An 8,245-nucleotide genomic window follows, 5' to 3' on the forward strand; every position below is an offset into this window, starting at 1 on the left:
CCGCAGGGGAATCGCATATGGGTTTTGGCTAGCTATTGCGTTGGAAGGCAAGAAGGATTCTGAAGACGACTCCCGGATTCTGGAGGGAGTCGGATGCGGAAGTTCAGAAGGGCGTTTGGGCGCTTGCCGGACCCGCGCGCAGGCAATGCGAGCCACGAACTGCTGGAAGTTCTGTTCATCGCGCTGGCGGCGGTTCTGTGCGGAGCCGGCAGCTGCGGGGAGATGGAGGAGTTTGGACAGTCCAAGGAAGGCTTGTTGCGCCTCTTCCTGAAGCTGGAGCACGGCATCCCCAGCCACGATACGTTCAGTCGGGTGTTCCGTCTGCTCAAGCCGCAGGCCTTTGAGTTCGCCTTCCGCCGCTTCATGGCGGCGTTTGCCAAGGCCAATGGGCTCAAGCTTACCGGCGTGATTGCGGTCGATGGCAAAGCTCTGCGGCGTGCCTATGAACGCGGCGGACGGGCAACGCCACTGCATCTGGTCAACGTCTTCGCAGTCGAAGCACGCATGGCTCTGGCGCAACAAAAAGCGCCGGGGCGCAACGAGACGGCGGGCGCCTTGGAGGTGCTGGATCTTCTCTCCCTTGAAGACTGCACTGTGACCGCCGATGCCCTGCATTGCCACCGCGGATTTGCTGCAGCGGTGCTTGATCGGGGCGGACATTATGTTCTGACGATCAAGGCGAACCGTGGCCTCTTGTTCAAGGCGGTGACGCAGCAGTTTGCGCGATCGGGGCAGCGCAGCACCGTCCAGCAGACCGACCGCCCGGCCCATGATCGCAGCGAGGCGCGACGTGCGACCGTCATGCGCAACACGACCCTGGCTGAACGCTTCCCCGGCGTGGCGGCCGTGGGCCGCGTCACCTCGCGCCGGCGCCTGCGTGACCAGCGCGCCGATCCGCCGGTCGTACGTTACTATCTGCTGTCCAGATATATCTCTGCCAAGCGGCTGCTTGACGTCACCCGCAGTCACGGGGCCGTTGAGAACCGGCTGCATTGGGTGCTCGACGTCCATTTTGCCGAGGATCGCAACCGCTCCCGCAAGGACCACGCACCGGAGAATCTCGCCATTCTCCGACGCCTTGCCCTCAACATCCTGCGAGCCCACCCCGATCGCAAGTCCATCAACCTCAAGATCAGACGCGCAGGCTGGGACGAGGCCTTTCTCATGCAGGTTCTTAGCCATATGCGATAGCCCTGCCGCTGACCGGGATGCCGGGAGTGAAACGACCTTTGCAGCAAGGCCTGACTTTGCAAGGTACTGCCCCAAATGCTCCTTAGAACTTTCCGCCGGAAGCCTGTTTGGAGCGGCGATCGCGACAATGGTGAGGACGTCAGCTTCGCGCAGCAGCGGCATCGCGTCGTGCAACGCGCGGGCCGCGCGACGGCTGCCGTCCCAGCAAATCCCGATTCGCCTGGCCGAAAACGGGCCGTGGAAGATGCATGCAGGTACAGAGCGGGTCCGCCGGCTTGGAAAAGCATTCGCTTGGGAATAACGTTATCGTAGCTGTCATAGCCGCCCTGAGGTTGCGTGACGATGCTCATATCGTGGACTCGCGCGCTCGCGCAGATGATCCGGCGCGTCGGCCGGAACCGCACTCAGCGCGCGGCTCACGTAGGAGATACCGGTGTTTCTTGCCTGCAGATCAAAGACATAGAGTGCCGCTTTGGCTCGCTCCAATGCACGCTCCTGTTCGACCTCAAAGACCGAAGTGACGGTCGCCCCGCCGAGCGCAACGAGCGGAGCAATGGTCCTTTCGTACCCGATCGCGACAACATCAAGATGCGCGCCCGTGCTCAATGCGAAGGAAATCGAACCATCTACCGCAGCCCGCACCGGTAGCTCCGTAGGAAGACGGACCAATATATTCCTGAACATTGCCGCTCTCTGGCGTGAAGGACATGCTGGTTGTCGAAGCACAATCCGGGCCGTTTAATTGATCTGCTTCATACGCAGTCGCTGATTTGGTTAGGCACGATTAAACTGGACGTGTAGCTGTCGCGCAATGGCCCGGTGTCAACTAGAGAAAAGCCAGCATGGCATGTGGTCCGTCGGTGATGCCAGCCGCGCAATTGCATCATTCATGCACAGCGATTATGCTGCCGAGACCAGGAAGGGTGATCGAGCAAAAGATTGCGGATGCCGTTCTTAGCCATCACCTGATCGACATTGTTAGTCGCGGCAAAACAGGTGCTGAATACCAGGATGACAAGCAAGCAACTGAGGTGATGCACGACTCGTTCGGCGCGGTCAACCTGTCCGCCAGTGCGTGCCGAAGGCGTCTTTCTGAGCCCGGTTCGAAGCCTTGCCTCCGAAACTACTGTGCACCATCCGGTGCGCGCAGCCTGAAAAAGCCATTTCGCGCCGTTTGCGATACTGCTAGAGCCCTGAGACGATGGCGATCCGCATCAACTCGGCAATGCTGCGGGCATCGGTCTTGGCCATGAGGTTAGCGCGGTAAACCTCGACTGTCCGGGGGCTGATGCCAAGATCCCGGGCGATCACCTTGTTGATTCTGCCGGCTAATAGTCCGTGCAGGACGTCACGTTCGCGCGCCGAGAGATCTGCGAGGCGGGCGTCCGCCTGCAGTTTTGCTGCGTCACCGATTGGCTTGATCGGCCGCGCGTCCAACGCACTATGGACGGAACGCAATAGCACCTCATCCTCGAACGGCTTCCCGATAAAATCGGCCGCACCCGCCTTCATCGCTTCGACTGCAAGCGATACGTCGCCATGCCCAGTTATCAGGACGACAGGATAGCCGACACGATCGGCCTTGAGTTTGCGCAGCAGTTCGAGGCCACTCATGCCGGGCATGCGGATGTCTGAGATAATACAGTCGACAGGGCCGCTAGCGACCTCATCGAGGCACTGGTTCGCCCTCTCATAGGCTGCTACGCAAAAGCCTTTTACCTCAAGCAGAAGCGCGAGCGAATCCCGCATCGCGGCGTCATCATCGATCACAAGAATGCGCCGCATAATCATGCGTCTTCACCAACCTCCGCAAATGGCGGGGTGAACTGAAAGATCGCACTCCCGCCCGGATTCGTTTCTGCGAGGATGTGGCCGCCATGGGATTCGATGATCGCCCATCCGATTGATAGTCCAACCCCCATACGATGCTCTTAACTCGTGACAAGGGGTTGAAACAGGCGGTCGGGGCTAATGCTGGGGCCGCTACCAGCACGAGTAAACCTGGCCAGGCCGTCTTGGTAGCCCCGACGGTCAATTTTCAGCACCAGTAGGGAAGCCATCGTCTCGATTGCCGTTCCCATCAGGTTCAGCGCATCCTGGCGCATTCTCCACTAAGTCCTGCCGCTCGCCATTGGCCGCGAATTCACGTGAGCGCCTGGCGATATCGTCGGCGCGAGGAGGCCTGTCGGGCGGCGTGTTCGAGCGCGTTACCAACGCGATTGACGTCTGGCTTGTCTGATGCCGGCCCGAGCAGGTAGTTTGTAGTGGCGGAGACTGGCTGGTTGATTTCATGGGCGATGGCCGATGCCATCTCACCCATGGTGGTCGGCCGCGAGACGTGCACGAGTTCAGATTAAACCCATGCAGCCGCGGTCCCTCCGTGCCATAGCGATACCGGATGCGGTCGGCATATTTCGCGCCAAGCACACTCATTCGATTCGCTCTACATCGCCTGCGAGAGGGCCACTGAGTGGAAGCGTAGCATTCACGGCATCTAAGTGCTGGATGGCCCGCTATTTCGACCAGATGCGCCAGTGTGTGGGTCGCACAGCGACGTGTTCTCCGGTCTTGGTCTTAATCCAGCCGCCGAAGATCCGGCGGCAAGGAAACACCAGCCGGTGAATGGTATTACCCTCAATCACGGCAATCTCCAGATCCCGATCAAAGGGCGCCGCTTCGATCCGTTCCCACGTCATCTTGTCAGTAGATGCTGTATGGTGTTTATCGCCGCGAATAGACAATTGGGGCAACCTTCTGAACAGTATGGATCAGTTCGCTTGGTCGGTGCGGGAACAGGTTGAGCCAAATATTGGCCGAGCGGCGCGTGATCTCGATCGCTTCGGTTGCCGTCCAGGTCCTATAAGTCATAGTTCGTTGAACCCGTGATGGGACATGATCCGCTCGCTAACTGAATTACGAGGATTAACGCTCCGATACAGCTTCCCGGCTACGATCGAGAAGATCCCGCCCTGCTCAAGACAATGCCGGCTAGTATCGGCCGCTGTCTTGCAGAAATCAGACTGAACTGCTGCCTGCGAAGTCGTGCCAGCGGCGCCACAAGTGTTCCCGTGGTCTTTCATGTCGAACATCCTTCATTGGTGATAAGACTCCTATCCCAAGTGGGCGAGCGTGAGATGGATGGCCTCAACGCGTCCTTGCGAGCCTGGCGGGCGTGTCCAAGCGAAAATGTGACGCCCCCGGCTTCGCTTGATGCCATGCCGATCGATCTAGCTGCGCTCGGCCCCAATCATTGCGCCGGTCCGCCGGTCGACGAAGTGGGCGCCATCACAAGCAGCGCAGGTTATTGGGGCAGGTCGTCGGCGCCTAGCTCGGAGGCGTCGTCCGGCAGCAGTCCTTGAACCCGGTCGCCGGTATTTGAACACGAAAAGATGATGGGCCGCCAAGTCCTTCTGTCTGCCTTGTCTCTGACCTTGACCGGAACGTCTTTTCTATCGCTAAGCCGCCGCCGCAGTATTGATGCAGGTCAAAAAAGCCGATGCACGTCGAGAATCGCCAGCGGTGAGCCCGGTGCGAGGAGCACAGCGTCCCTGCAGCAACATTGTATCGGCTTGGTTGATTGGAGCGATTTGCTCGGCCCCGATGCATGTCAAATCCCATGGGCCGCCATCAGCTAAGGCTCTTTCGAGGGATGTGACACACGGTGAGCCAATCTGCACATATCGGTCGTCCTTGGCGGTTCAGAAATCTGCTTAGGCGGTTACGAGCAAGCCTGTCTCGGTCATCTGAGCTAGCTTACTTGAGCTCTCACGACATCGATGCGATCGCGCGTGAGCTTAGTCTGTCCACGTCCGCCTTTCGCAGGATGGCTCAAAGTCCGGGTTCTCCTGAACTCTTAAGCAAGCGCCTCGGTTTTTCCGAGAATGCGCTTGCCGCTCGTCATGGTGACGTAATGCGCGATCTGCAGCGGGTGTGCGGCCTGTGTCGGGCTAAGGCCCGCTGCGCCGCCGACGCCGGAAAGGAGAAGTATACAGGTCTCCCGGACGACTGCCCTAACGAACAAACCCTGCGCGCGCTTGGTCGCGAGATCGAGAGCGTCCCCCGGCGCTTTCGCGATTGACCGCGCTCAATCGTTCCAACCGGAAATGTAAGTTCCCAAAAAACCACGACATGATAAACCCACCCCTGCCTGAACTCCACGACAATGGGCGAAGCAGGCCTGGTGTCGGTATTCGCTGCTTCTGCTTATGTTGCGTTTTCACCTGAGCTAGGGGGCGCGATCCCGCATTGAATCCACGCATTGCTGGCTTCCGCCGGCAATCTAGCCGCTGGAGCTGTCATCTCAATCGCTACTATGAACGGCCGGCGGTATAACGGTTCGTCTCCAAATCCTACATCGCCTGCGCATGCAGGGTGCCCTGATTCAGTGGTGGTACGGCCACAACGCCGTCGGGTTCTTCCTGAGCGCTTGTTTCGTTTCGATCATGCACTACTTTATTTCGATGGAGAGCTCGGCGCCCGGTCTCCTATCTTCTCCCGAGATCCAATTTGCGCGCTGATCTTGTACATCTGCGGCGGACCGCCATGATCAACAGCCGGCTCTCTCGCGCGCGTAAGACAATCGCCGCACGGACCGGTGCTCCGCATGCTGATGGTCTCGGTCGGCTTTCACGGCAGGCCACATCAGGTCGACGACACCGCCTCGCCCTTCACCGATCGCTGCATATCCGGGACTTCTTCCGGGCGCTCGTCGATCGGAAGCACCATCAGATAGCAGTCAGGATGATTGGCGGTGATGGAAGAACGCGATGTTCTGCATTAGCAACAGTCTGGCTCTGATGGCAATTAAGGTTGTCAATTCGCTCCGTAACTGCACCGATCGGACGGTGAGCTATGTGCACTCCGGAGCGTTGGGCAAGTCGGCTTCGTGTCGTTCGGTGCCTCTATTGTCTGATTGCCTGACTTTGGAATCGTCAGCTGTATAGCCTCAAGCTCTCAACAGGCACTTCTCGATCGGCAAGATGGGGATCGTGTCCCCATCGCCGCACGTGGGTGTTCGGCATCCCATAGGGCCTAATGTGGCGCGCCTACACTTCGCTTGGTTTCCTCGAATACTCGTTCCTCGACTGCGTCGAGGCCATGAATCCCATCTTCATCATCCGTGTACCGGCGGCGCAATGTTCCCGACAGTGCGCTCATCATGCCGACCATTCTTTAGATGAGCTAAATCCAGAACTCTGACCCGCTCCGCGTCGCGGAATAGGTCATCGCATGTCTCTCTGGAACGAGAAAAGATCCTTGAGAAGAACTCGATCATCCGCGAGCTTAACACAAATAACGAATCTGCCCGATTTATTCAGGCTCATCGCCATTTGGTTGCTCATCGTTCTCCATAGCTTATGACCGACGTTGCATGATGGCGCGAGTTCCTGCGACTGCCTCGTTTTTAACATCGTCGTCCCGAAAAACTATGTTACAAGCCGCCCTCTCAAAAGGAGCATTAGTCGTGAAAAAAGCAAGCAAGAAACGCGTTAAGCGGCGCGAGTGGACCAAGGCGGATATCAAAGAGCTCAAGGTTCATTCGAAGGCTCGGACTCCGGTCATAAAAATATCAAAAATGACCAAACGCAGCGTCGGTGCGCTACGCCAAAAGGCCCTCAATCTCGGAATCGGGCTCGGGCATCAGCGATAGCTTACTAAGCAGCGCGCTAAGTTGCACAATAGGGCGGCTTGTGGGCCGCCCTTTATGGCCACTGGAGTTGGTCGCAATTCGCCTTACAGATTGCTGTGGATGATCTACCAATCCCAATTCTGGTACATTCGGTGCAAAGCTGCCGTCCACACGCGGAGAATTTGTCGGTCTGGATGACTCTCCACCGCAGGGGGGCGATTACGAGCGGTAGTGAGGCGTCAAATCCGGTGAACGCAGGGAGATACAGCTTGCAGAGTTCTGGCGCGGCGCGGCGACAGTCTGATCTGCCTGTCGATGTATTCTCGCGCAGGCCCGTTTAGCCATCAACTGTGATGAGCCGAGGATCTCAGCCGTCTGATCGCAGGAAAACCTCTCGTTCAAGACACCAACGATGGCTTGCCTCGAGGCCGACCGCCGGGACGAGACGCGAATGCGTTGTGCTCCTGGGCCTTGTCATAGATGGGAAGTAGGCTTCAGATCGGCACACGCAGCCAACGGGTTTTGTAAGCTACCAGGATGGATGATCAGAGTAGAGGAATGAGTGCTTTGGTACTGCCGGATGGCCCGTCTCTGCGGCGAAGGGGTTCAGTGTCTCGTCATCTTTGGTGAAAAGGTTCTTGAGCGACGCGTCGTGGCCCGCGTCTGATTAAAACCCGCAGCGGACGACATCCAGCTTTCTTCTGATCCTGGCAGGCATTGAGATGTATGCGGAGGCGCCGGCGAAATTGCTCGACACGGTCAGGCTTAACTCGGCACCTTGCTCTGAGTCACTGCGATCGGCTCCGTCGGCTGTGCGTTATAGCGCGAGAATAGACGATCGAAAAGTTGGACGCGACTCGGTTGCCCTGGACTCACAGCTCTGGTCAAAAGAAAGCAACCCTGAGGTTCGTACCTTGAAGATATCGATAGATTAAAGTTTACGCGCAAGGGGCAGCTGCCGAGCCTGTTTGTTAGCTTGAGCTGCAAAATTATACGGTGCGGTCAGCAGCAATAAAAAAGGCGCTCTGTTAGCTTGATAGCTGGCGGCGGTCCGGCTACGTCCTGAACCCGTCATTACCTGCGCGCCTTCGTAACCGTCCGGTGAGGGCCGCGGCATGATCGCGCGGTGCGGTCGCCCGATCAGGCCGCAGACTGGACGGGGCTGTTCTTCCATTCCCAAGGCAGCAGCTCATTGAGCCGACCTTGCGGGGTGCTGGCGATGCGGGCCAAGACGTCCGCCAGCCAGGCTTGCGGGTCGATGTCGTTGAGCTTTGCCGTCATGATCAGCGTCGCCATGATGGCGGCGCGGTCAGCGCCGCGTTCCGAGCCGGCGAATAGCCAGGACTTGCGGCCGAGAGCAAAACCGCGCAGCGCGCGCTCCGCCGCATTGTTTGTCAGGCAGATCCGCCCGTCATCGATGAAGCG

The 8,245-nt window shown here is 58.4% G+C and carries 6 protein-coding genes and 2 pseudogenes; 3 read left to right on the forward strand and 5 right to left on the reverse strand.

Annotated features, from left to right (window positions below; translation table 11 throughout):
- Positions 1–93: 93 nt before the first annotated feature.
- Entirely contained in the window at positions 94–1,191 is a 1,098-nt protein-coding gene (locus K359_RS0145475; RefSeq protein ID WP_029084968.1) for an ISAs1 family transposase, read from the forward strand.
- Positions 1,192–1,506: 315 nt separating this feature from the next.
- On the opposite strand, the gene K359_RS65355 is transcribed toward K359_RS0145475, so the two are convergent.
- The 4 genes and pseudogenes from K359_RS65355 to K359_RS66550 form a co-directional block, all read right to left on the reverse strand.
- Positions 1,507–1,833: a hypothetical protein gene (locus K359_RS65355; RefSeq protein WP_245284928.1), complete on the reverse strand. Its 327-nt coding sequence runs from the start codon at positions 1,831–1,833 to the stop codon at positions 1,507–1,509.
- A gap of 543 nt (positions 1,834–2,376) precedes the next feature.
- Positions 2,377–2,982, reverse strand: a complete 606-nt coding sequence (gene fixJ, locus K359_RS0145485; RefSeq protein ID WP_029084970.1) for a response regulator FixJ — start codon at positions 2,980–2,982, stop codon at positions 2,377–2,379.
- 722 nt (positions 2,983–3,704) lie between these two features.
- A complete protein-coding gene (locus K359_RS0145495; RefSeq protein ID WP_334261873.1) occupies positions 3,705–3,932 on the reverse strand; it encodes a hypothetical protein in 228 nt (75 codons plus the stop codon).
- Between the two features lie 1,903 nt (positions 3,933–5,835).
- Positions 5,836–5,980 (reverse strand): annotated as a pseudogene (locus K359_RS66550) (transcription termination factor Rho); the annotation flags it as partial.
- Between the two features lie 4 nt (positions 5,981–5,984).
- Between K359_RS66550 and K359_RS65360 the strand changes: the two are divergent.
- Positions 5,985–6,312, forward strand: a pseudogene (locus K359_RS65360) (cbb3-type cytochrome c oxidase subunit I); the annotation flags it as partial.
- A gap of 343 nt (positions 6,313–6,655) precedes the next feature.
- Positions 6,656–6,841, forward strand: a complete 186-nt coding sequence (locus tag K359_RS60320; RefSeq protein ID WP_175612359.1) for a hypothetical protein — start codon at positions 6,656–6,658, stop codon at positions 6,839–6,841.
- 1,119 nt (positions 6,842–7,960) lie between these two features.
- Here the strand turns inward: K359_RS60320 and K359_RS0145515 are convergent.
- Positions 7,961–8,245: transposase domain-containing protein (locus K359_RS0145515; RefSeq protein WP_029084972.1), on the reverse strand; the 285-nt coding region annotated here is incomplete at its 5' end.

The sequence above is a fragment of the Bradyrhizobium sp. th-b2 genome (assembly GCF_000426785.1).
Taxonomy (GTDB): domain Bacteria; phylum Pseudomonadota; class Alphaproteobacteria; order Rhizobiales; family Xanthobacteraceae; genus Bradyrhizobium; species Bradyrhizobium septentrionale.

Bases quoted from the DNA above. Each gene is read 5' to 3' on its own strand.
- K359_RS0145475 (WP_029084968.1), top strand. From the start codon at position 94: ATGCGGAAGTTCAGAAGGGCGTTTGGGCGCTTGCCGGACCCGCGCGCA.
- fixJ (WP_029084970.1), bottom strand. From the start codon at position 2,982: ATGATTATGCGGCGCATTCTTGTGATCGATGATGACGCCGCGATGCGG.